The 22,109-nt window shown below is 66.4% G+C and carries 21 protein-coding genes and 1 tRNA gene; 13 read left to right on the top strand and 9 right to left on the bottom strand.

The annotated features are described in order from the left end of the window. Positions 1-5: 5 nt before the first annotated feature. The 5 genes from AC3FNH_RS11685 to ispB all read right to left on the bottom strand — a co-directional run bounded on the left by AC3FNH_RS11685 (position 6) and on the right by ispB (position 5,295). The gene (locus AC3FNH_RS11685; RefSeq protein ID WP_488720161.1) at positions 6-890 is read right to left on the bottom strand and encodes a prepilin peptidase; all 885 of its coding nucleotides are present in this window, start codon (positions 888-890) and stop codon (positions 6-8) included. 3 nt (positions 891-893) lie between these two features. Beyond that, on the bottom strand, positions 894-2,159 hold the full coding sequence (locus AC3FNH_RS11680; protein ID WP_276098585.1) for a type II secretion system F family protein: 1,266 nt from the start codon (positions 2,157-2,159) through the stop codon (positions 894-896). 31 nt (positions 2,160-2,190) lie between these two features. Continuing rightward, positions 2,191-3,921 carry a type IV-A pilus assembly ATPase PilB gene (gene pilB, locus AC3FNH_RS11675; protein ID WP_488720160.1) on the bottom strand — a complete coding sequence of 577 codons (1,731 nt, stop codon included), beginning with the start codon at positions 3,919-3,921 and terminating at the stop codon, positions 2,191-2,193. Positions 3,922-4,195: 274 nt separating this feature from the next. Beyond that, positions 4,196-4,272: transfer RNA gene (locus AC3FNH_RS11670), tRNA-Pro, on the bottom strand. 93 nt (positions 4,273-4,365) lie between these two features. Further along, positions 4,366-5,295, bottom strand: a complete 930-nt coding sequence (gene ispB, locus AC3FNH_RS11665; protein WP_276100819.1) for an octaprenyl diphosphate synthase — start codon at positions 5,293-5,295, stop codon at positions 4,366-4,368. Between the two features lie 495 nt (positions 5,296-5,790). On the opposite strand from ispB, the gene rplU reads away from it, so the two are divergent. From rplU to proB, 4 genes are all read left to right on the top strand, one after another. Further along, on the top strand, positions 5,791-6,102 hold the full coding sequence (gene rplU / locus AC3FNH_RS11660) for a 50S ribosomal protein L21 (RefSeq protein WP_011299103.1): 312 nt from the start codon (positions 5,791-5,793) through the stop codon (positions 6,100-6,102). A gap of 39 nt (positions 6,103-6,141) precedes the next feature. Then, positions 6,142-6,402 (top strand): 50S ribosomal protein L27, encoded by a 261-nt coding sequence (gene rpmA / locus AC3FNH_RS11655; RefSeq protein ID WP_092306246.1) that lies wholly within the window; start codon positions 6,142-6,144, stop codon positions 6,400-6,402. A gap of 113 nt (positions 6,403-6,515) precedes the next feature. Beyond that, positions 6,516-7,613, top strand: coding sequence for a GTPase ObgE (obgE, locus tag AC3FNH_RS11650; RefSeq protein WP_488720159.1), 1,098 nt, complete (start codon positions 6,516-6,518; stop codon positions 7,611-7,613). Positions 7,614-7,699: 86 nt separating this feature from the next. Beyond that, positions 7,700-8,818 carry a glutamate 5-kinase gene (gene proB / locus AC3FNH_RS11645; RefSeq protein ID WP_276098581.1) on the top strand — a complete coding sequence of 373 codons (1,119 nt, stop codon included), beginning with the start codon at positions 7,700-7,702 and terminating at the stop codon, positions 8,816-8,818. Between the two features lie 72 nt (positions 8,819-8,890). On the opposite strand, the gene AC3FNH_RS11640 is transcribed toward proB, so the two are convergent. Both AC3FNH_RS11640 and AC3FNH_RS11635 read right to left on the bottom strand, forming a co-directional pair. Continuing rightward, positions 8,891-9,472, bottom strand: a complete 582-nt coding sequence (locus AC3FNH_RS11640; RefSeq protein WP_488720158.1) for a CNP1-like family protein — start codon at positions 9,470-9,472, stop codon at positions 8,891-8,893. Continuing rightward, entirely contained in the window at positions 9,472-10,119 is a 648-nt protein-coding gene (locus AC3FNH_RS11635; RefSeq protein WP_276098579.1) for an RNA pyrophosphohydrolase, read from the bottom strand. The genes AC3FNH_RS11640 and AC3FNH_RS11635 overlap by 1 nt, the downstream gene beginning before the upstream one ends. Before the next feature lie 203 nt (positions 10,120-10,322). On the opposite strand from AC3FNH_RS11635, the gene AC3FNH_RS11630 reads away from it, so the two are divergent. The 4 genes from AC3FNH_RS11630 to AC3FNH_RS11615 all read left to right on the top strand — a co-directional run bounded on the left by AC3FNH_RS11630 (position 10,323) and on the right by AC3FNH_RS11615 (position 14,403). Beyond that, positions 10,323-12,044 (top strand): proline--tRNA ligase, encoded by a 1,722-nt coding sequence (locus AC3FNH_RS11630; RefSeq protein WP_488720157.1) that lies wholly within the window; start codon positions 10,323-10,325, stop codon positions 12,042-12,044. A 4-nt stretch (positions 12,045-12,048) separates the two neighbouring features. Next, a complete protein-coding gene (locus AC3FNH_RS11625) occupies positions 12,049-12,774 on the top strand; it encodes a lytic transglycosylase domain-containing protein (RefSeq protein WP_488720156.1) in 726 nt (241 codons plus the stop codon). Then, positions 12,771-13,655, top strand: coding sequence for a 2OG-Fe(II) oxygenase (locus tag AC3FNH_RS11620; protein ID WP_488720155.1), 885 nt, complete (start codon positions 12,771-12,773; stop codon positions 13,653-13,655). The genes AC3FNH_RS11625 and AC3FNH_RS11620 overlap by 4 nt, the downstream gene beginning before the upstream one ends. Positions 13,656-13,776: 121 nt before the next feature. Further along, positions 13,777-14,403 (top strand): LysE family translocator, encoded by a 627-nt coding sequence (locus tag AC3FNH_RS11615; RefSeq protein ID WP_488720154.1) that lies wholly within the window; start codon positions 13,777-13,779, stop codon positions 14,401-14,403. 6 nt (positions 14,404-14,409) lie between these two features. On the opposite strand, the gene AC3FNH_RS11610 is transcribed toward AC3FNH_RS11615, so the two are convergent. Both AC3FNH_RS11610 and ffh read right to left on the bottom strand, forming a co-directional pair. Then, positions 14,410-14,952 (bottom strand): hypoxanthine-guanine phosphoribosyltransferase, encoded by a 543-nt coding sequence (locus tag AC3FNH_RS11610; protein ID WP_276098574.1) that lies wholly within the window; start codon positions 14,950-14,952, stop codon positions 14,410-14,412. Between the two features lie 52 nt (positions 14,953-15,004). After that, entirely contained in the window at positions 15,005-16,396 is a 1,392-nt protein-coding gene (gene ffh, locus AC3FNH_RS11605; RefSeq protein ID WP_488720153.1) for a signal recognition particle protein, read from the bottom strand. A 92-nt stretch (positions 16,397-16,488) separates the two neighbouring features. Between ffh and AC3FNH_RS11600 the strand changes: the two genes are divergently transcribed. Genes AC3FNH_RS11600 through ampD form a run of 5 tightly spaced genes read left to right on the top strand, consistent with a single transcriptional unit; the run spans position 16,489 to position 22,014 of the window. Then, a complete protein-coding gene (locus tag AC3FNH_RS11600; protein ID WP_488720152.1) occupies positions 16,489-17,436 on the top strand; it encodes a cytochrome C assembly family protein in 948 nt (315 codons plus the stop codon). 7 nt (positions 17,437-17,443) lie between these two features. Further along, positions 17,444-17,698 (top strand): PP0621 family protein, encoded by a 255-nt coding sequence (locus tag AC3FNH_RS11595; RefSeq protein ID WP_488720151.1) that lies wholly within the window; start codon positions 17,444-17,446, stop codon positions 17,696-17,698. Then, complete coding sequence (locus tag AC3FNH_RS11590; RefSeq protein ID WP_488720150.1) at positions 17,695-19,779, top strand: sensor histidine kinase; 2,085 nt, start codon at positions 17,695-17,697, stop codon at positions 19,777-19,779. Before AC3FNH_RS11595 ends, AC3FNH_RS11590 begins: the two co-directional genes overlap by 4 nt. A 25-nt stretch (positions 19,780-19,804) precedes the next feature. After that, complete coding sequence (locus tag AC3FNH_RS11585; protein WP_488720149.1) at positions 19,805-21,406, top strand: sigma-54-dependent transcriptional regulator; 1,602 nt, start codon at positions 19,805-19,807, stop codon at positions 21,404-21,406. After that, positions 21,403-22,014: a 1,6-anhydro-N-acetylmuramyl-L-alanine amidase AmpD gene (gene ampD / locus AC3FNH_RS11580; protein ID WP_488720148.1), complete on the top strand. Its 612-nt coding sequence runs from the start codon at positions 21,403-21,405 to the stop codon at positions 22,012-22,014. Before AC3FNH_RS11585 ends, ampD begins: the two co-directional genes overlap by 4 nt. Positions 22,015-22,109: the final 95 nt, after the last annotated feature.

The raw sequence follows: 22,109 nt of genomic DNA, 5'->3' as shown, positions 1-22,109 counted from the left end.
GCCGCTCACGGCATCGGCAGCGGCAGCACGGCGGGGCCGAAGAACAGCACCAGCACGCCGGCGCCGGCAATGAAGGGGCCGAACGGGAAGGGCGTGTCGCGGCCCTGGCGGCGCAGCGCGATGCTGGCAACGCCAAAGACCACGCCGACCACCGAAGACAGCAGCACCAGCGTCGGCAGCGCCTGCCAGCCGAACCAGGCGCCCAGCGCGGCCATCAGCTTGAAGTCGCCATAGCCCATGCCTTCCTTGCCGCGCACCAGCTTGAACGCCCAGTAGGCGGACCACAGCAGCAGGTAGCCGGCCGCGGCGCCGATCACCGCATCGGCCAGCGGCACGAACAGCCCGCCCAGGTTGAGCAGCAGCCCCAGCCACACCAACGGCAGCGTGATCTGGTCGGGCAGGAGCTGCGTATCGGCATCGATCATCGTCAGCGCCAGCAGCGACCACAGCAGCACCAGCGCGGCCACGCCCTGCCAGGTCGGTCCGAAGTGCCAGGCAGCCAGCGCGCTCAGCACGCCGCAAGCCAGCTCCACCAGCGGGTACCGCATGCCGATAGGCGCTTTGCACGACGAGCAGCGCCCGCGCAGGAAAAGGTAGCTGATGACGGGAATGTTCTCCCAGGCGGCGATGGCATGTCCGCAGTGCGGGCAGGCCGAGCGCGGCACCATCAGGTTGTAGCGTTCCGGGTAGGGCAGGGGATCGCCGCGCAGTTCGGCGATGTAGTTGGCCTCGTCATACTCCATCATGCGCGGCAACCGGTGGATCACCACGTTCAGGAAGCTGCCCACCAGCAGGCCGAGGACGGCCGCTGCCGCCAGCAGGAACGACGGCGGCAGCGCCGCCAGCGCCGGCAGCGTGGAGGCGCCGCCGGCGGGAAATACCGGATTCATCGATTACACCACCTGTCCCAGCTTGAAGATCGGCAGGTACATCGCGACCACCATGCCGCCGATGAGCACGCCCAGCACCACGATGATCAGCGGTTCGATCAGGCTCGAAATGGCCGCCACGGCGTCATCGACCTCGCGCTCGTAGAACTCGGCCACCTTGAGCAGCATATTGTCGAGCGCGCCCGATTCCTCGCCGATCTGGGTCATCTGCAGCACCATGGCATCGAACACGTGCGTGGCCTGCATGGCGTTGGTCAGGCTGGTGCCGATGCGCACCGCCTGTTCGATCTCGCGCGTGGCGTCGTAGTAGACCCAGTTGCCGGCGGCACCCGCCACGGATTCCATCGATTCCACCAGCGGCGTGCCGGCGGCGAACATGGTGGCGAGCGTACGCGTCCAGCGCGCGATCACGGCCTTGCGGAACAGGCTGCCGAAGATGGGCAGCTTCAGCAACATGCGGTCGGTGCTGCGCTGGACTTTCTCCGACTTCTTCAAGGCCCGTAAATAGAGGGCGATGCCGCCCACCGGTATGCCGATGACGATGTACCAGTACGAGACAAAGAAGTCCGAGATCGCGATCACTACCAGCGTCGGCGCCGGCAGGTTGGCGCCGAAGCTCGAGAACACGCCCTTGAAGGCCGGGATCACGAACAGCATCAGGATCACCGTCACGGCAAAGGCCACGGTCAGCACCGCGATCGGGTAGATCATCGCGGACTTGATCTGGCTCTTCAGCGCGATGGTCTTTTCCATGTAGAGCGACAGGCGCTCCAGCAGGGAATCGAGGATACCGCCCTGTTCGCCGGCGTCGATCAGGTTGCAGTACAGCGTGTCGAAATAGCGCGGGTGGCGGCGGAAGGCCTGCGCCATGCTGCTGCCGGACTCGATGTCGAAGCGAATGTCGGACAGCAGCTGCGTGAAGTTCGGGTTGGCATGGCCGCGCGCGATGATGTCGATCGACTGCAGCAGCGGGATGCCCGCCTTGAGCATGGTCGAGAGCTGGCGGGTGAAGTACGCGATGTCCTTCTCGGTGATCTTCTTGCCGCGCGCCGCCTTGCGCTTTTTCATCTTGACCACGGTGAGGCCCTGCTTGCGCAGTGCCGCCGTGACCTCGGCCTGGTTCTCGGCCCGCTGTTCCCCGGTGAACGTCTTGCCCTTGCGGTCCTTGCCTTCCCACTCAAAGATGTACTGCGTAGGTGCCTTGCGTCCTGCTTTCGCGCGTGACGGCGCTGCCGCCCGTGCGCCCGCTGCTGGTGCGCGCGTTGCCATGTTTGACCCCCGACATTACTTGTCTGTTGTTTTACGTATTGGTTGTGGCCAGCACTTCTTCGAGTGACGTGACCCCCTGCTTGACCTTCAGCAAGCCGGCTTCCCGCAACGATAGCACGCCGTCGCGCCGGGCCTGTTCGGCAATCTGCAGCGCCGTGCCGTGCGACAGGATGATCTGCTGCATGGCCTCGGTGATCGGCATGACCTGGTAGATGCCGCAGCGTCCCTTGTAGCCGCTGCCGTTGCAACGCTCGCAACCGACCGGATGATAAGGCTGCCAGCTGCCATCGATCTGCGCTTCCTTGAAGCCCGCATCGAGCAGTGCCTCATGCGGGATCGAGCCCGCGCGCTTGCACGTGCACAGCCGCCGCGCCAGCCGCTGCGCCGTGATCAGCAGCACGCTGGAGGCGATATTGAACGGCGCCACGCCCATGTTCATCAGGCGCGTCAGCGTAGTCGGCGCATCGTTGGTGTGCAGCGTCGACAGTACCAGGTGGCCGGTCTGCGCGGCCTTGATCGAGATATCGGCGGTCTCCAGGTCGCGGATTTCGCCGACCATGATGATGTCCGGATCTTGGCGCAGGAACGAGCGCAGCGCCGCGGCGAAGGTCAGGCCCGCCTTGTCGTTGACGTTGACCTGGTTGATGCCGGGCAGCTGGATTTCAGCCGGGTCTTCGGCCGTCGAGATATTGATGTCGCCCTGGTTCAGCAGGTTCAGGAACGTGTAGAGCGAAACGGTCTTGCCGCTGCCGGTGGGGCCGGTGACCAGGATCATGCCGTATGGGCGCTTGATGGTGTCCATCAGCAGCGCCTTCTGCTCGGGCTCGTAGCCGAGCTGGTCGATGTCCAGCTTGTCGCTCGACGATTCCAGGATACGCATCACGATCTTCTCGCCGAAGAGCGTAGGCAGCGTAGACACGCGGAAGTCCACCGCCTTCTCGACGATTTCCTTGGAGTCCTTGCCCTGCGGCAACGGGATCAGCAGCTTCATGCGGCCGTCTTGCGGCACGCGCTTTTCGGAGATGTCCAGGCGCGACAGCACCTTGATGCGCGTCGCGATCTTGTCGCGGATATCGAGCGGCGGGCGTGCCACCTCTTGCAGCACCCCGTCGACGCGAAAGCGGACGCGGTAGAAAGTCTCGAATGGCTCGAAGTGAAGGTCTGATGCGCCGCGGTGGAAAGCCTCGGTCAGCAGCTTCTGCAGGAAGCGCACGACCGGCGCATCGTCGATGTCGCTGGTGGCGGTGCGATTGCGCTGCGCAGTGGCAGCGGCCACGGGGTCGTACTCGATCAGCTTGCGCTGGGTGGGCGTTGCCCCGGGCGCGATGTCCTTAAGCGTGCCCGCCGCTTCCCCGGCCGAGCGCACATGCTTCATCAGCTTGTCGTGCTCCACCACCACGGTATCGACCGGCAGGTTGTACTTCTGCTTGATGGCGTCGAGCCCGGCCTGGTTGGACGGGTCGGAGATCGCCACCACCAGGCGGTTCTCGCGCCGGCCTAGCGGCAGCAGTCGATGGGCATGAAATTCGCGGTTGCCCGCCAGCGCAGGCGGAACCTTGTTCAGGTTGTACTGCGCCAGGTCGAGCAGCGGCAGCTGGTACTTGTCGGCGGCGAACAGCGCGACATCGTGCGCGCTCATGGTGCCGCTGCCGACGATCTCGTCGATCAACTGCGTCTGCTTTTCGCGCGCGGACTGTTCCAGCTGGGCGAGCAGCGCAGGCGCGATGCGACGGCTCTGTGCAAGGGCGAGACCAAGTGTCATGGCAGGAACCAAATGGTGCGAGCGCGCGCGGGCGCCCGTTGGGGCCACAGGCCCCCGGATCGGCGCAGTTTGCCGCCGGGGTCACTTTTTGTAAAGGCGACAACGGGCCATGTCGGCATTTGTGCGACAGGGGCGCAACCCTACTTGCGCGGGGAGCGTGGAGGGCGGCGAAGCGTGGGGGATCGGGGCAGGGATTTGGGCAGCGCGAAAAACAAAAAAGCCGCACATTGCTGTGCGGCTTCTTGCTGGCCGGGAACTGCGTGGCCATGAATTCTGGTCGGGGTGAGAGGATTCGAACCTCCGGCCTCTACGTCCCGAACGTAGCGCTCTACCAGGCTAAGCTACACCCCGAATTCTGACTTTGTTGCCAACCGTTGGCGGTCAGCAGCAAAGAACGTAAGTCTAACAGCGTTTCTCCCGAATGGGAAGAGGGTTGCGGCTATTTCAGGATTGCCGCTCCAGCGAGAACGCGCACAGCGCAATCAGCGTATCTTTCAATGCCGACGGCGGAAACAGCTGGGCGGCCTTTTCGGCGGCCTCGGCTTCGCGGCGCGCGGCTTCGTAGGTGACCTCGAGCGCGCCGCTCGCATGGATGGCCGAGAACACCGCGTCGAAATGCTCGGTGCCACCCTGCACGATGGCGTCGCGCGCCAGTGCGCGCTGCTCCGGCGTGCCGTGCTCGAGCAGGTGTAGCAGCGGCAGCGTGGGCTTGCCTTCGCGCAGGTCGTCGCCGGCGTTCTTTCCCATCTGCTCGGCGCTGGCGGTGTAGTCCAGCATGTCGTCGATGAGCTGGAACGCGGTGCCGATGCGGCGGCCGTATTCGGCTGCGGCTTCTTCCATGGCGGTGTCGGCGCCCGCGAGCACGGCGCCAAGCTGGGCCGAAGCCTCGAACAGCTTGGCGGTCTTGTAGCGGATCACCTGCAGGTAGCGCTCGACGGTGACATCGGGATCGTGCATGTTCAGCAACTGCAGCACTTCACCCTCGGCGATCACGTTGGTCGCGTTCGAGAGGATTTCCATGATGCGCATGCTGCCCGCATCGACCATCATCTGAAACGCGCGCGAATAGAGGAAGTCGCCCACCAGCACACTGGCGGCGTTGCCGAACACCGCGTTGGCGGTCTCGCGGCCGCGGCGCAGCTCGGATTCATCGACCACGTCGTCATGCAGCAGCGTGGCGGTGTGGATGAACTCCACGACAGCGGCCAGTTCATGGTGGCGGTGGCCGTCGTAGCCGAAGGCGCGTGCCGACAGCAGCAGGATCACCGGGCGCAGGCGCTTGCCGCCGGCGCTGATGATGTATTCACCGATCTGCTCGATCAGGGGGACTTCGGAAGACAGCCGTTGACGGATGACCGCATCGACCGCGCGCATGTCTGCAGCGACCGGGGCAAGCAAGGCAGTGGCGGAAGGCTGGGTCAAGATGATCACCGTTACGCAAAACCGGACGATTATATGCGATGCCAATGGGGTTCATGCCAGTGCCTGTACCCATTCGGGGGATGCGCGGCTGCCGCCATCTATAATTCCGGCATGAACAAGCCCACGTCCCGCCGCAACGCCCGCCGAATGGCCTGGTGGGTTGCGTTTGCCGCACTGGCGGGCTTCCTGCTGGCCGATCTGACCTGATCCGCGCTCGCGCAGAAGTGCGCAAGGCGCCGCCGGACTGGCTATGTGCCTGTTTTCTTTGCGTTTTTCTCCGGCCTGGTTTATAGTTCGCGGTTTCCTCCGGTTGTTTTGCCCGTCTTGCGGGTGGTGGCCGGTGGGAGATAACCGGGCCGCACAGGCGTGCGCAGGCTGCCTAGCAGCGTTTGCGGGAACACCCAGTGCCGGCATTCGGCGTTTTATTCACATCCGAGAGGTTCGACAATGTACGCGGTCGTAAAAACCGGCGGCAAGCAATACAAGGTTGCTGCTGGCGAAAAACTGAAAGTAGAACAGATACCGGCAGACATTGGCGCAGAAATCACGCTCGACCAGGTGCTCGCAGTGGGCGCCGGCGACCAAATCAAGTTTGGTACGCCGCTGGTTAGCGGGGCTTCCGTCAAGGCTACCGTTATCTCCCAAGGTCGTCACGACAAGGTGAAGATCTTCAAGATGCGCCGTCGCAAGCACTACCAGAAGCGTCAAGGCCATCGCCAGAACTACACCGAGCTGCGCATCGAAGCGATCAACGCCTGATCATTCGAACGTAACCCGGTAAAGCGACAGGAGTAAGACATGGCACAGAAAAAAGGCGGCGGTTCCACGCGGAACGGCCGTGATTCCGAATCGAAGCGTCTGGGCGTGAAGGTGTTTGGTGGCCAGGCCATCAACGCCGGCGGCATCATCGTCCGTCAGCGCGGTACCCGTGTGCACGCAGGCGACAACGTCGGCGTGGGCAAGGACCACACCCTGTTTGCACTGGTCGACGGCCACGTGCAATTCGCCGTCAAGGGCCCTGCCAAAAAGCAGCAAGTCAGCGTCGTTCCGGCGGCCTGATAACAGCCTTTGCAGCACGAAGGCCCCGCAATGCTTGCGGGGCTTTTTCATTTTTGGCGACAATGTGAGTTGCCAATGCCGGTCGGTAGCCCGGTCCACCACGGAAACCTACTATGAAGTTCATCGACGAAGCCCGAATCGAAGCCATCGCCGGCAACGGCGGCAATGGCAGCGCCTCGTTCCGGCGCGAGAAGTTTGTGCCCTTCGGTGGTCCGGATGGGGGCGACGGCGGCCGGGGCGGCAGCGTGTTCGCCGTGGCGGACCGTAATATCAACACCCTGATCGACTTCCGCTACGCCAAGAAGCACGTCGCCAAGAATGGCGAGAACGGCCGTGGCTCCGACTGCTACGGCGCCGCCGGCGACGACGTCACGCTGCGCATGCCGGTCGGCACGCTGATTGCCGACATGGACACCGGCGAGCTGATCGCCGACCTGACCGAGCACGGCCAGAAGGTCTGCCTCGCGGAAGGCGGCATGGGCGGCTGGGGCAACCTGCATTTCAAGTCCAGTACCAACCGCGCGCCGCGCCAGCAGGTGGACGGCAAGCCCGGCGAGCGCCGCATGCTCAAGCTGGAGCTGAAGGTGCTGGCCGACGTCGGCCTGCTGGGCATGCCCAACGCGGGCAAGTCGACGTTCATCTCGCATATCTCCAACGCGCGCCCGAAGGTGGCGGACTATCCGTTCACCACGCTGCACCCGAACCTTGGGGTGGTGCGCGTCGATCATGAACAGTCCTTCGTGGTGGCCGATATTCCTGGCCTGATCGAAGGCGCGGCCGAAGGCGCTGGCCTGGGCCACCAGTTCCTGCGCCACCTGCAGCGCACGGGACTGCTGCTGCATATTGTCGACCTGGCCCCGTTCGACGAAGCGGTGGACCCGGTGGCGGAAGCCAAGGCCATCGTCAACGAGCTGAAGAAGTACGATGAAACGCTCTACGACAAGCCGCGCTGGCTCGTTCTGAACAAGCTCGACATGGTGCCGGAGGACGAGCGTGGCGCGCGCGCCAAGGATTTCATCAAGCGCTACAAGTGGAAGGGCCCGGTCTTCCAGATCTCGGCGCTCACCGGCGAAGGCTGCCGCGAGCTGATCTACGCGATCAAGGACCACCTGGCCGCGATCAAGGCCGAAGAGGCCGCTGCGCTGGCTGAGCCCGACATCCGGCTCGACGGGCGCCTGCACAACGTCGACCAGGAAGGTCACGAGCAGTAAGCCGGTTCTTCTTCCTCGCCCATGCGGGGCGAGGGACCACCATTGGGGATGCAAAAAAAAGCCCCCCGGAGACAGGATTTCTCGCCATGCAATCGGTCATTGCCCAGGCAAAACGTATCGTCGTGAAGGTTGGTTCCAGCCTGGTCACCAACGACGGCAAGGGGTTGGACTACGACGCCATTGCGCGCTGGGCGGCGCAGATCGCCAAGCTGCGCTCGATCGGCAAGGAAGTGGTGCTGGTCAGCTCCGGCGCCATTGCCGAAGGCATGCAGCGCCTGGGCTGGGTGCGCCGCCCGCGTGAAATCCACGAACTGCAGGCTGCCGCCGCTGTCGGCCAGATGGGGCTGGCCCAGGTGTACGAGAGCCAGTTCGGCCGCTACGGCATCCGCACCGCGCAGGTGCTGCTCACCCACGCCGACCTGGCCGACCGCGAACGCTACCTGAACGCGCGCTCCACGCTGCTGACGCTGCTGTCGCTGGGCGTGGTGCCGATCATCAACGAGAACGACACCGTGGTCACCGACGAAATCAAGTTCGGCGACAACGATACGCTGGGCGCGCTGGTGACCAACCTGATCGAAGGCGATGCGCTGGTCATCCTGACCGACCAGCGCGGGCTCTACACCGCCGATCCGCGCAAGGACCCGAATGCCGAGTTCGTCGACGAGGCGCTGGCCGGCACACCCGAGCTGGAAGCGATGGCGGGCGGCGCCGGCACGTCCATCGGCCGGGGCGGCATGCTGACCAAGATCCTGGCGGCCAAGCGCGCGGCCAAGTCGGGCGCGCACACCACCATCGCCTCGGGCCGCGAAGCCAACGTGCTGGAACGCCTGGCCGCGGGCGAGGCCATCGGCACGCAACTGCTGGCGCCGACTGGCCGCCTGACCGCGCGCAAGCAGTGGATGGCGGATCACTTGCAGCTGCGCGGCCGTGTGATGATCGATGCCGGCGCGGTGGAGAAGCTAACCAGCGGCGGCAAGTCACTGCTGCCGATCGGCGTGGTGGAAGTGCAGGGCGAGTTCGCGCGTGGCGAGGTGATCGCCTGTGTCGGCGCCGATGGGCGCGAAGTGGCGCGCGGCATCACGAATTATTCGAGCGCCGAAGCCCGCCTGATCGCACGCAAGCCGTCGTCGGAGATTGAATCGGTGCTGGGTCACCTGAACGAACCCGAGCTGATCCACCGGGACAACCTGGTGCTGGTCTGAGCCCGATCAGCCGGCCAAAAGAAGAAAGGGCGATGCCTCGGCATCGCCCTTTTGCGTTCAGTCCGGCGCCACTCAGCGCTTGTGCGGCGCGCTGTCTTTCAGGTCGCGGACCATCTTTTCCGGCGTACCGGCCACGGTGCGGCCTTCGCAGAAGAAATCGGTCGCCAGCGTGGCCGCGTAGGCGTTGCGCGCGCTGGTCTGCATGCGGACCCAGCTATCGCGGTTATCGCCGCGGTTGAGTTCCCATTCCTTGGCGCCCACGGGCAGCGTCGCGTAGATCCTGCGCTCGAACGCGTCGCAGCGCAGGCCTTCGAAGTTCACGTTGCGCGCGCCGCTGGCGCTGCTGATCACCACCGTAAAGCGCACCACCTTGTCCGCGCCGACCGACACCGACTTGCTGTCCACCTCGAACGTGAGGTTGCCGGTGCCGTTGACCGAGAACGGGATCAGGTTCGCATCCTGCGGCAGTGCCGGCAGGATGGCCTCTTCCTCCTTGAAGGTCTTCGGCTCGAACGGATTGATCCACTTGGATTCTTCTTCGGGCATTTCCTTGCCGGTGGTCTTGCAGCCCGCCAGCGCCAGGCAGGCGGCGGCAAGCAACAGGCCGGCAGCGGTCAGGCCGCCGCGACGGCCGTGGCCGGTAACACGATTCATCAGGACTCCGTGTGGTTGGAAGCCGGCGCGGCCGGCAAAACTGCGTCACCTTCTTCTGCTGCGGCCGGCACCACGGGCGCCCCTACGGCCGCTTGGGCCGCCTGGGGCGGCCGGCGCTGCCCGCCGCCATGGCGGTTGTGATGCACGCCGTATGGACTGAGCGGCACGCGCGCATTGCGGTTCAGGAAGCGCGACAGCTCCGTCAGCGCCAGCTGGTAGACGTCGCGCTTGAACTCGATGACCGCGTCCAGCGGTACCCAGTAGTCGCTCCACCGCCAGGCGTCGAACTCGGGATGGTCGGTGGCGCGCAGGTGAACATCACAGTCCCTGCCTGCCATGCGCAGCAGGAACCAGATCTGTTTCTGGCCTCTGTAATGGCCGCGGATCTCGCGGCGGATGAACTTGTCCGGCACCTCATAGCGCAACCAGTCGCGCGTGCGACCGACGATCCTGACGTGCTCCGGTAGCAGGCCGATCTCCTCATGCAGTTCGCGGTACATGGCCTGTTCCGGCGTTTCGCCGTACTTGATGCCGCCTTGCGGAAACTGCCAGGAATGCTCGCCGATTCGCTTGCCCCAGAAAACCTCGTTTCGTGCGTTGATGAGGATGATGCCGACGTTCGGGCGAAAGCCTTCACGATCGAGCATGACTGCACCTCGAATCCTTTAGAATTATGTCGATTATAAAGGATGCGCGCGGCCCGGCTCAGGCGGGGCGCTGCTGGTTTTCCCCGAGCGGGAAGAGCAGTTTCAGGCAGTTTCAGGCAGTTGCCGGCGCGTTCCAGTCGATTATGCGCGGCATGGCTGCCGCCAATTCACCGGGATTCCCGGTTTCCAGAGAAGACATTCGGATGAAAGCCTCGCAATTTTTCATTTCCACCCTGAAAGAAGCCCCCGCCGACGCGGAAATCGTGTCGCACAAGCTGATGATGCGCGCGGGCATGATCAAGAAGCTCGGCGCCGGCATTTACAACTACATGCCGGTTGGGCTGCGCACGATCCGCAAGGTGGAAAACATCGTCCGCGAGGAAATGAACCGCGCCGGCGCCGTGGAACTGTCCATGCCCGTGATCCAGCCGGCCGAGCTGTGGCAGGAAACCGGCCGCTGGGACAAGATGGGCCCCGAGCTGCTGCGCCTGAAGGACCGCCACGAGCGCGATTTCGCCGTGCAGCCGACCTCCGAGGAAGTGGTGACGGACATCGCCCGCTCGGAAATCCGCAGCTACAAGCAATTGCCGGTCAATTTCTACCAGATCCAGACCAAGTTCCGCGACGAGCGCCGTCCGCGCTTCGGCATCATGCGCGGCCGCGAGTTCACGATGAAGGATGCCTATTCCTTCGACCGCGACACGGAAGGCCTGAAAAAGTCGTACCAGAATATGTACGACGCCTATGTGCGCATTTTCCAGCGCTTCGGCCTCGAATTCCGCGCCGTGGCGGCCGACAACGGCGCCATCGGCGGCTCGGGCTCGCATGAATTCCACGTGATCGCCGACACCGGCGAAGACGCCATCGTCTACTGCCCGACTTCCGACTACGCCGCCAACATGGAGGCCGCCGAGGCGCTGCCGCTGCTGGCCGAGCGCGCCGCACCCAAGGAAGACCTGGTCAAGACCTTTACCCCGGAGAAGGTCAAGTGCGAGCAGGTGGCTGAATTCTTGAACATTCCGCTGGAGCGCAACGTCAAGTCGATCGTGCTGGCCACCGACAGCGACGCCGGCGCCCAGATCTGGCTGCTGCTGATCCGCGCCGACCACGAGCTGAACGAGGTCAAGGCCTCCAAGGTGCCGGGCCTGGCCGATTTCCGCTTCGCCACCGAGAACGAGATCGTCGACGCCTTCGGTTCGCCCCCCGGCTACCTGGGCCCGATCGACATGAAGAAGCCGGTCAAGGTCGTGGCCGACCGCACCGTCGCCAACATGAGCGACTTCTGCTGCGGCGCCAACTACCGCGACTACCACTTCACCGGCGTCAACTGGGGCCGCGACCTGCCCGAGCCCGTTGTCGCCGACCTGCGCAACGTGGTCGCCGGCGATGCCTCGCCGGACGGCAAGGGCACGCTGGAAATCTGCCGCGGCATCGAGGTGGGCCATGTGTTCATGCTCGGCACGCGCTATTCCGAGTCGATGAACGCGACCTTCCTGGATGAGAATGGCAAGACCCAGCCGATGCAGATGGGCTGCTACGGCATCGGCGTCACCCGTATCCTGGGCGCGGCGATCGAGCAGAACTTCGACGAGCGCGGCATCATCTGGCCCGCCGCCATCGCCCCGTTCGAGGTGGTGGTGTGCCCGGTCGGCTATGACCGCTCCGAGGCCGTCAAGGCCGAGGCCGACCGCATCCACGCCGAGCTGCTGGCCGCCGGTGTCGACGTCATCCTCGACGACCGCGGCGAGCGCCCGGGCGTGATGTTCGCCGACTGGGAGCTGATCGGCGTGCCGCACCGCGTGGTGGTCGGCGACCGTGGCCTGAAGGAAGGCAAGGTCGAATACCAGGGTCGCCGCGACGCCCAGGCGACCCAGGTGGCCGTGGCCGACGTGGTCGGCCACGTACGCAGCCAGGTCGGCAAGTAAGCCCATGCGCGCGGCCCGTCTGGTTCGCACGGCCGGCAGCCTGCTGCTGGCCCTTGCCGCGGCCGCTGCGCAGGCCGGCGCGCAGAAGGAAGAAGACCTGGCCGACTCGGTACGCGGCGCGCTGGCGGCAGCCATTGCCGACTCGCGCCCGGTGCGCCCCGCCTTCGCCTCGGGCGGCGAGCGCCTGGCCTACCTGAAGTGGCTTGGCGAGATGTCGCAGCGGCTCGAGGGCCGCATCCCCGAGCCGCAGATGCGCGTCGAGCTGATTGAAACCGCCTACTACGAAGCCAAGCGTGCCGGGCTGGAGCCCGCGCTGGTGCTGGGGCTGGTGCAGGTCGAGAGCAATTTCCGCAAGTACGCCATGAGCTCGGTCGGCGCGCGCGGGCTGATGCAGGTGATGCCATTCTGGACCCGCACCATCGGCGACAACGACCCGCGCAAGCTGTTCCACCTGCAGAGCAACCTGCGCTACGGCTGCACCATCCTGCGCCACTACCTGGACCGCGAGCAGGGCGACCTGTTCCTGGCGCTGGGGCGCTACAACGGCAGCCGCGGCCGCGCGGAATACCCGAACGCCGTGCTGGCGGCGTGGAAGCGCTGGCAGTATTCGGAAGCCACCGTGACCGTCGCGGGCGATCCGGAAATCGCTCCGGCCCGTCCGCGCAAGCTGCAGCCCGAGGCGCCGGACCGCAACCCGTTCTCGCCGCAGCGCCTGGCCAATCCGTCATGACCACCGACACGCGCCCGGCCGTGGGCTCGCCGGGCTACGCCACTTCGTCACCGGAGCTCGAACGCTGGCTGGCGCGGCATATCGCCGAAGGCTTCGGCGCCGAATCGCTGGTGCTGTCCATGCTGCGCTCGGGCTACGACGCTGTCTTCGCCCGCACCGCGGTGGCCACGGCCATGGGACATCGGCCGGCCGCAGCGTCTGCCACGCCAGCCACGCCAGCCGTTACCCGGGCCACGGTAGCCAGCCCCGCGAAGCGCCCAAGTGCACCTGAGGTGCAGGTGCTGTTCTCGCTGCAGGCACCCGCGATCCGCCTGTACCACCAGTTGCTCAGCGATGCCGAGTGCGATGCGCTGATCGACCTCGCGCGCGGCCGGCTCGCGCGTTCGCCGGTGGTCAATCCCGATACCGGCGACGAGAACCTGATCGATGCACGCACCAGCATGGGCGCGATGTTCCAGGTCGGCGAACACGCGCTGCTCCAGCGCATCGAGGCACGCATCGCCGCGGTGACCGGCGTGCCGGCCGATCATGGCGAGGGTTTGCAGATACTCAACTACAAGCCCGGCGGCGAATACCAGCCGCATTTCGATTTCTTCAACCCGAAGCGCCCCGGCGAGGCGCGCCAGCTCCGCGTAGGCGGCCAGCGCATCGCCACGCTGGTCATCTACCTGAACACACCACCCGCAGGCGGCGCAACGGCATTCCCGCGCATCGGCCTGGAAGTGGAGCCGGTCAAGGGCAACGCGGTGTACTTCAGCTACCGGCTGCCCGACGGCACGCTGGACGAGCGCACGCTCCACGCAGGCCTGCCGGTGCAGTCCGGCGAGAAATGGATCGCCACCAAGTGGCTGCGCGAGCACCCGTATCGGGCCGCGGTATAGCTGACTGGCCCGCCAGCCCGCGTCATGCCGTCATGGCAGAATTTAGGCAAACTGTACCGGTACTGTACCGTTTGCTGTGACTAGACTGGCAGCAATCCCTTGTTTCTTGTGGTTGCCTGCCATGGCCTTTCCCGACCTTGCTGCCGGTTCCGGCGTCTTCCTTGCCTTTTCGGCGTTCGCGCTGGTGTCATCCATCACGCCCGGCCCCAACAACACCATGGTGCTGGCCTCGGGCGTGAACTTCGGTTTTGCGCGGACCATTCCGCACCTGCTTGGCATCAGCGGCGGGTTTGCGCTGATGGTGGCCCTGGTCGGGCTGGGGCTCGGTTCGATGTTCTCGCACTGGCCGTGGACCTGGCAGGTGCTGCGCGTGGTGGCGGGCGTCTACCTGGTCTGGCTGGCGTGGAAGCTCGCGACCTCAGGCGGCGTGCAGGACCGCCAGGTCGCGCGCCCGATGGGTTTCCTGAAGGCGGCGGCGTTCCAGTGGGTCAACCCCAAGGCGTGGGTGATGGCGGTCGGCGCGTGCAGCACTTATGTGCTGCACGGCAATGTGTGGCTGAACGTGCTGATGCTGGCCGGCATCTTCGCCGTGATCAACCTGCCCAGCGTGGCGATGTGGGCCGTGTTCGGCTCGGCCCTGCGCCGCTGGCTGGCGCAGCCGCGGGTGCTGCGCGTGTTCAACGTGGGGATGGCGCTGCTGCTGCTGGCGTCGTTGTGGCCCATCCTTGGGGCGCACCACGCCGGCTGACGGCGCTTACATCAGCGCGCGGATCGCCCCCAGGTTCCGCCAATACCCCTTGGCATCCATCCCGCAGCCAAACACATAGCGATCCGGCACCTGGAACCCGCAGAAGTCCGGGTGCATCGGCTTGAGCTTGGTCAGCGTCTTTTCGCACAGCACGGCGGCGTGGAATTCCTTGGCGCCCATGTCCAGGATGCGCTCGCGGATGGCGGCCATGGTTTCGCCTTCATCCAGGATGTCGTCGAGCACCAGCACCACGCGGTCCTTGACCGATTCACGCGGCGCCACGCGCCATTGCATCTCGCCGCCCACGGTCTTGTTGTTGTAGCGGGACAGGTGGATGTAGTCGAACTCCAGCGGGAACTGCAGCTTGGGCAGCAGCATGCCGGTGAACACCACCGCGCCGCCCATCACGGACAGCACCAGCGGGAAGGCATCGCCCATCTTGTCAGTGATGTCCTTCGCCATGCGGTCCAGCGAAGCCTGGACTTCTTCTGCGCTGACGATTTCCTCGGAGTTGGCCCACAGTTCGCGGGCCTGTTCGACGGTCATCATGGTGTCTTTCCTGTCTTTGTCTCTTTGCGGGGGAAAAGGGGGCGGGGCCGGATCAGCGGTTGAACAGGCCCTTCATGCCGCCCTTCATCGCGCCCATCTGGCGCATCATTTTCATCATGCCGCCGCCCTTGAGCTTCTTCATCATGCCTTGCATCTGGTCGAACTGGTTCAGCAGGCGGTTCACTTCCTGCACCGGCACGCCCGCGCCCGCGGCAATGCGGCGCTTGCGGCTGGCCTTGATCAGCTCGGGCTTGGCGCGCTCGGCGGCCGTCATGCTGTTGATGATGCCTTCCATGCGGCGCACCTGTTTTTCCGCCTGATCCATATTGGCGCCCTGCGCCTGCTGCGCGAACTGCGCCGGCAGCTTGTCGACCAGGCTGCCCAGGCCGCCCATCTTCTTCATCTGGCCGATCTGGGCCTTGAAATCTTCCAGGTCGAAGCCACCGGTCTTCTTGATCTTCTTGGCCAGCTTCTCGGCGGCGTCCATGTCCACGCCGCGCTGGGCTTCCTCGACCAGCGCGAGGATGTCGCCCATGCCCAGGATACGCTGGGCCATGCGGTCCGGGTAGAACGGCTCCAGGCCGTCGAGCTTTTCGCCCACGCCGACGAACTTGATCGGCCGGCCGGTGATATGGCGCACCGACAGCGCGGCACCGCCGCGCGCATCGCCGTCCAGCTTGGTCAGCACCACGCCGGTCAGCGGCAGCGTGTCATTGAAGGCCTTGGCGGTGTTGACCGCGTCCTGGCCGAGCATGGCATCGACCACGAACAGCGTTTCCGCGGGCTTCAGTTCAGTGTGCAGCGCGGCGATTTCCTGCATCATCGCCTCGTCGATACCCAGGCGGCCCGCGGTATCGACGATCAGCACATCGTGGTAATGCTTGCGCGCCCAGTCCACCGCCGCGCGGGCGATGTCCACCGGCTTCTGTTCAGGCTGGGACGGGAAGAACTCGGCCCCCACCTGTTCGGACACGGTCTTCAGCTGGGCGATAGCGGCCGGACGGTACACGTCGCACGAGACCGTCAGCACCTTCTTCTTTTTGTTCTCTTTGAGCCACTTCGCCAGCTTGCCGACGGTGGTGGTCTTGCCGGCGCCCTGCAGGCCGGCCATCAGGATGATCGCGGGCGGCTGCACGGCCAGGTTCAGCTCGGCGCTCTTGGCGCCGTTGACCGCTTCCTCGCCGCCGATCACCGCGGTCAGCTCGCGCTGCACCACGCCGACCAGCGCCTGGCCCGGGGTCAGGCTGGCGACCACATCCTCGCCCATTGCCTTTTCCTTGACGCGGGCGATGAATTCGCGCACGACCGGCAGGGCCACGTCGGCCTCCAGCATGGCCAGGCGCACTTCGCGCAGCATTTCGGCGGTATTGGCCTCGGTCAGGCGGGCCTCGCCGCGCATGGTCTTGACGACCCGCGCCAGGCGTTGAGTGAGATTGTCCAGCATGGCAGGAATGGGGAAGAAAGGGCTGTGTTGCGGCCTCTGTTACCGCGTTAGCCGCCCGCCACTGGCAGGAGGCACTAAGGTAAACTGCGCAAATGGCCATTGTACTGTATGCCCTGACGGCACTTCTCTATTGCGGCCTGGCCTTGCACGGCTGGGCAACCCGCAATCCGCGGCTCGCCGCCGCCGGTGGCCACGCCAATGGCGCGGCGTCGGCCGTGCTGACGGCCAATGGCGGCCCGGCGGGCCACGCATCGGGGCGCGTCGATGCGCAGCCGGCGTGGTGGCACCTGCTGATGGCGGGCGTGCTGGCCAGCCACGGCATGCTGCTGCACGAGACCATCTTCCCGGCCGACCGCATGGTGTTCGGCTTCGCCTTTGCGCTGTCGGCCATGCTGTGGCTGGGCGTGGGCATCTACTGGATCGAGAGCTTCTTCTTCTCGCTGGCCGGGCTGGGGCTGATCGTGATCCCGGTGGCACTGGTCGCCAGCCTGATGCCGCTGGCCTTCCCGGGGGCGCTGATCCTGGGCTATGCCGCGCAGCCGCTGTTCAAGCTGCACTTCATCATCGCCAACGTGGCCTATGGCCTGTTCACGCTGGCCGCGTTCCACGCCTTCCTGATGCTGCTGGCCGAGCGCCGCCTGCATGGCTTCAAGCATGCGCCGGCGCGCCCCGGCAACGGCAAGCCCAAGGCGCCGGCCGAGCAGTGGCTGGGCCGCTGGCTGGACCTGCTGCCGCCGCTGCTGACGCTGGAAAAGCTGCTGTTCCGCCTGATCGGCGCGGGCTTCGTGCTGCTGACGCTGACCATCGCCTCGGGCCTGCTGTTCTCCGAAGAGCTGTTCGGCCGGGCCTTCCGGCTCGACCACAAGACCGTGTTCGCGCTGATCTCCTGGGCGATGTTCGGCGGCATCCTGGCCGGGCGGCTTTTCCGCGGCTGGCGCGGCCGCGTGGCGCTGCGCTGGGTGATTGCGTCGTTCGGCATCCTGCTGCTGGCCTACGTCGGCAGCCGCTTCGTGATCGAAGTGATCCTGCACCGGCTCTGAGACCGCCATGGCAAGAATCCTTATCCTGCTGGCCGTGGTGCTGGGGGTCATCTGGTGGCTGCGGTCCCGCGCCGAAGCCCGCCGGGAGGAAACTGCCCGCACATCGCGCCCGGCCAAGGCCTCCCGCGACGGCAGCGCCGAGGCCATGGTCCAGTGTGCCCACTGCGGCGTGCACCTGCCGCGCAGCGAGGCCATTGCCTGGCACGGCCTGCATTACTGCCGGCGCAGCCACCTGCCTGACGACAGCGGCGACCGCGCATGATCACGGCGCGGCCGACGAACATCGCCCGGCACGCCACGTGGCAAGGCTTTGCGCAACTGTGGCGCCAGCCCGAGCCGACTGACTTCCACTGGCGCCTGCTGCGCTACTTCTGCTGGACCCGCGTGGCCGTCGGCCTGCTGCTGCTGGCCTTTGCCATGATGCAGCGCGGCGCCGCGACGCACGGTGCTCCGCTGACGCTGCCGTTCCAGCTTGCCTGGCTCGTCCATCAATCGGCGGGCATGCGCCTGGCCGTGCCCTACCTGGGCATTGCGCTGGCCATGCTGGCGGGCACGCTATGGCGGCGGCGCTTCCACCTGCGCGTGCGGCTGCAGGTGCTGGCCGACCTGGCCATGCTCGGCCTGATCTACGAGACCCTGGGCCAGAATGGCCATGCCGACGGGCTGGCCATGATCTTCCTGCTGCCAGCGCTGGAAGCAGGCGCGCTCACCAGCCTGCTGTTCGCGCTGTTTGCCGCCTCGGTCTCGGCGCTGGTGGTCATGGCACACCCGTTCATGCAGACCATCCTGCTGCGTCAGGCCGATGCCGGCCTGCTCGGCTCGGGCCTGTACGGGCTGGTGTTCATGATCGCGGCGCTGCTGATGTACATGCTGGCGTACCGCCAGGTGTCGCAGGAAACGCTGGCGCTCGCGCGCGAACAGGAACTGCGGCTGCAGCAGCTCGTCAACCGGCTGATGGTCAACGACATGCAGGACGGCGTGATGCTGGTGCGCGCCAACGGCATGGTGGTGGCGGCCAACCCGGCCGCCGTGGTGCTGCTGGGCGTGCAGCCGCACGAACGCGCCTACTCGCGCCGCGCGCGGGAAGGCGAGGGCGACGGGGAGGGCGGCCAGGTCGCGATCTTCGACCTGCGCCGCATCCCGCGCCTGCAGCCGCTCATGGAAATGCTGCGTGACTGGCTGCGCCGCAAGGACGACGTGCCGCGCATCCTGCAGCTGCTGCCGATCGTCTCGCGCTCCGCGCCGCCGGGCGGGGGTACGCTGCACACGCGGCTGCGGCTGCGCTTCGTACTGCCGGGCCTTGCCGGACTGCGCAATTCCATCAGTAGCACCTCGACCTTGCCGTCCAGCCTCGACACCGCCGTGTGGAACGAGCTGACGCCAGAGGTCGCGACGCGCCTGCGCCTGGCTATCGCCCAGCAGGAAGCCATGGCCTGGTCCCCCGACGACGAGGCCCTGCTGCGCAGCGAAATGCGCGACACCGTGCTGGTCCATATCGAAAGCTGGGAGCGCATTGCCGAGCAGGTCCAGCAGGAAAAGCTCGCCGCCATGGGCCGGCTGGTGGCCAGCGTCGCCCACCAGATCCGCAACCCGCTGGCCGCCATCAGCCAGGCCAGCGAGCTGCTTGGCGACGGCGCGCGCGTGGGCGACGGCGTCGAATCGGACGTCGATGCGCGGCTGCTGCGCATCATCCATGACAACGTGCGGCGCCTGGACCAGGTTGTCTCCGACGTGCTGCAGCTCTCGCGCCGCCCGCGCACGGGCCGCAGCACCGCGCAGCTTGCGCAGGCGCTGCCCGAGATCGTCGACCGCTGGCGCCTGGAAATGCGCTCGCGCCTGCCGCGCGCCGGCGACACGCGCCAGCCGGGCCGCGGCGAGATCAACCCGAATGCCGTCCGCGTCACCGTCGACGTGGCGCAGCCGGTGGTCTTCGACACTTCGCAGCTCCAGCAGGTGCTCGGCAACCTGCTCGACAACGCATGGCGCTATTGCAGCCGCCTGCCGGGCGCCATCCGCCTGCTCGCCCACGCGCTCGACCAGCACCATGCCGAGCTGATCGTCTGGAACGACGGCACCGAGATTCCGCGCGAACACCAGCGCAGCCTGTTCGAACCGTTCTTCACCAGCAATGCGCAGGGCACCGGGCTGGGCCTGTTCATGGCGCGCGAGCTGTGCGGCGCCAACGATGCGCAGGTCCGCTACGGCACCATCGCGCTCGACGACCTGCTCGCGCGTACCGGCCTGCTGGCCGCGCCGCGCGATACACTGCCCGCCAAGGCCTTCGTACTGACGCTGCGCATCGACACCGGCGATGCGGCGCCGGCAGACACGAAGATCCACTGAACTTCCGCACCCGACACGCCGCTCCATGCCACCCAGAACGCCCGGCCTAGATCCCATCCTCGTGATCGATGACGAGGCAGACCTGCGCGAGCTGCTCGATATTTCCATCCGCCGCATGGGGCATGACGTGGTGCTGGCCGGCTCGCTGGCCGAAGCGCGCGAGAAGCTCGCGCAGCGCCGCTACAGCCTGGTGCTGACCGACATGCGCCTCGGCGACGGCCTGGGCATCGAGATCGTGCGGCAGCTTTCGGCCGCGCCGGAACGCGTGCCCGTGGCCGTCATCACCGCCTACGGCAGTGCCGACAACGCTGTCGAAGCCCTCAAGGCCGGCGCGTTCGACTACATCGCCAAGCCGGTGTCGCTGGACCAGTTGCGCAGCCTGGTGATGAACGCGCTGGGCCGGCACCAGCAGCGCGAAGACCAGGATCAGGCCGCCGCCGACGCAAGCCTGGCGGCCGACCGCGCCGCCGCGCTGCTGCCCGGCCACTCGCCGGCCATGCAGGAGGTGCGGCGCTCGCTCTCGCGCCTGGCGCGCAGCATGGCGCCGGTGGTGATCAGCGGCGAATCGGGCAGCGGCAAGGAGCGCGCCGCACAAGCCATCCACGCCACCAGCGCGCGCGCCGCGCATCCGTTCGTGGCGGTGAACTGCGGCGCCATCCCCGAAAATCTGATGGAGTCCGAGTTCTTCGGCTACGTCAAAGGCGCGTTCACCGGTGCCGACGCCGAGCGCGGCGGCTTCTTCCAGTCCGCCAACGGCGGCACGCTGCTGCTCGACGAGGTGGCCGACCTGCCGCTGGCCATGCAGGTCAAGCTGCTGCGCGCGCTGCAGGAGCGCCGCGTGCGCAAGATCGGCGCCAGCCGCGAAGACGCCGTTGATGTACGCGTGATGTGCGCGAGCCACAAGGACCTTGCCGCCATGGTCTCGGCCGGCCTGTTCCGCCAGGACTTGTACTACCGGCTCAATGTGCTGGAACTGCGCATGCCGACGCTGCGCGAGCGTGCCGAGGATATCCCCGTGCTCGCGCGCGCCATCCTCGAACACCTGGCCGTGCGCTACGGCGACCCGCGTCCGCGCCGCCTGTCGCAGGCCGCGCTGGAGCGGCTGGTGGCCTATCCGTTCCCGGGCAATGTGCGCGAGCTGGAGAACCTGCTCGAACGCGCCTATGCGTTTGCCGAGTCCGAGGACATCCAGCTGGCCGACCTGGGCCCGCTCGACGCCAATCTGGAACGCGCGGCGCTGCGTGCGGCGCCGTCGCCGCTGACCCCGTACACGCCATGGGCCGGCGGCTGGGCGCCGATGGGGATCATGCCCGCCGAGCCCGCGCCGGTCCCCATGCCCGCGCAGGCCGCAACCGAGCCGGAGCCGGACGCCGTTGCCGTGGCAGCAGACCTGCCCGATGCCGCCGAGCGCGCCTGCCGTGGCGTGGAGTTTCCGATCGACCTGCAGGCCAGGCTCGAAAACGTGGAGCGCGAGATCATCCTGCAGGCGCTGTCGCAGACCGGCTTCAACCGTACCGCCGCGGCGCCGCTGCTGGGCCTGAACCTGCGCCAGCTGCGCTACCGCATCCAGCAGCTCGATATCCGCGAAGGGCGCGACGAGCGCGAGGAAGGGGAGGGCACGGCATGAAGGCTCCGGCTTCCGCCTCTGTCCCCGCCAGCTTCCTGCCGGACGCCGAAGGCTGGGTGCCGGCCGCGCGCCGCGTGCCATCGCCCAATTTCGATGACCGGCCCGCGGGCATGCCGGTCGACCTGGTGGTACTGCACAACATCAGCCTGCCGCCGGGCCAGTTCGGCAGCGGCGATATTGAGGCCTTCTTCCAGAACCGGCTCGACCCGGACCGTCACCCGTTCTTCGCCACGATCCACCAGGTACAGGTCTCCGCCCACTTCCTGGTCCGGCGCGATGGCGAACTCGTACAGTTCGTGCCGTGCGGCAAGCGCGCATGGCATGCAGGCCTGTCTGACTTCTTCGGCCGCGGCCGCTGCAATGACTTCTCGGTCGGCATCGAGATCGAGGGCGCCGATGACCAGCCATTCACCGCCGCCCAGTACGCCACCACCGCCACGCTGGTAAAGGCCCTGCGCGCCACTTTGCCGGTGCAGGCGATTGCCGGACACAGCGACATCGCCCCGGGCCGCAAGACCGACCCCGGACCGCACTTCGACTGGGACCGTTTCGCGCGTCTCGCCGACGTTCCGCAAAACCTGTTACCCTACCGCCCCTCGCACAGTTAGGGTGCTTGCGGCGTCGCCAAGGGGCTGCCACGGCACCATGTCGGCGCGATGTCACATGCCAATTCCCCACGCCCGTGTGGGGCTATCGGACGCGT

Source organism: Cupriavidus sp. 22TCCZM01-5 (assembly GCF_057798915.1).
The sequence above is the reverse complement of the archived record's forward strand: the minus strand, read 5'-3'. Positions and strand labels throughout refer to the sequence as shown.